Origin of the sequence: Enterobacter sp. AG326, assembly GCF_004362415.1 — a bacterium.
Lineage (GTDB): Bacteria > Pseudomonadota > Gammaproteobacteria > Enterobacterales > Enterobacteriaceae > Enterobacter > Enterobacter asburiae.
In genome coordinates, this window is record NZ_SNXG01000027.1 from 1 (window position 1) to 1,222 (window position 1,222).

The 1,222-nt window shown below is 55.2% G+C and carries 1 protein-coding gene; it reads right to left on the bottom strand.

The window, feature by feature from the left end:
• Positions 1 to 30: 30 nt before the first annotated feature.
• Positions 31 to 1,151 (bottom strand): IS3 family transposase gene (locus DFO52_RS23060; protein ID WP_133551274.1). Its coding sequence is split into 2 segments (ribosomal slippage): positions 31 to 893 and positions 893 to 1,151, totalling 1,122 coding nucleotides; the frame shifts between segments, so codons are not numbered across the junction.
• Positions 1,152 to 1,222 lie beyond the last annotated feature (71 nt).

The following is a 1,222-nucleotide window of genomic DNA, read 5'->3' on the forward strand; positions in this document are numbered from 1 at the left end:
GTGACCTGCCCCCAGGATTAGATACAACGCTCACTTAGTAATGTCGGATCCTTCACTATCAGAATTACCCTTTCTCCAGGCCGCCGCAAATTCAGACGGCGTCTGATAATTCAGCGCGGAGTGCGGGCGGCACTCATTATAATCTTGACGCCATTCACTGATGGTTTTCCTGGCATGACTGACGTCACTGAACCAGTGTTCATTCAGGCATTCATCGCGAAAGCGTCCGTTAAAACTCTCAATAAATCCGTTCTGTGTCGGCTTGCCGGGCTGGATAAGTCGCAGCTCCACGCCATGCTCAAAGGCCCATTGATCGAGTGCGCGGCAGGTAAATTCCGGGCCCTGATCCGTTCTTATCGTCGCCGGATAGCCGCGAAACAGCGCAATGCTGTCCAGAATACGCGTGACCTGCACGCCTGAAATCCCAAAGGCAACAGTGACCGTCAGGCATTCCTTCGTGAAGTCGTCTACGCAGGTAAGGCACTTGATCCTGCGACCGGTGGCCAATGCGTCCATGACGAAATCCATCGACCAGGTCAGATTGGGCGCCGCCGGACGGAGCAGCGGCAGACGTTCTGTTGCCAGCCCTTTACGACGTCTTCTGCGTTTTACGCCCAGGCCACTGAGGTGATAAAGCCTGTACACGCGCTTATGATTAACATGCAGCCCTTCACGGCGCAGCAACTGCCAGATGCGACGGTAGCCAAAACGCCTGCGCTCCAGTGCCAGCTCAGTGATGCGCCCTGATAAATGCGCATCTGCAGCCGGGCGCTGAGCCTCATAGCGGCAGGTCGACAGGGATAAACCCGTGAGCCTGCAGGCACGACGTTGCGACAGACCGGTCGCATCACATATCAACATCACGGCTTCCCGCTTCTGGTCTGTCGTCAGTACTTTCGCCCAAGAGCCACCTGAAGCGCCTCTTTATCCAGCATGGCTTCGGCAAGCAGCTTCTTGAGTCTGGCGTTCTCTTCCTCAAGCGACTTCAGGCGCTTAACCTCAGGCACCTCCATACCGCCATACTTCTTACGCCAGGTGTAAAATGTGGCATCGGAAATGGCGTGCTTGCGGCAGAGTTCACGGGCGGATACCCCGGCTTCAGCCTCGCGGAGAATACTGATGATCTGTTGGTAGGAAAAACGCGTCTTCATGGGGATGTCCTCATGTGGCTTATGAAGACATTACTAACATCGGGGTGTACTAATCAACTGGGAGCAGGTCA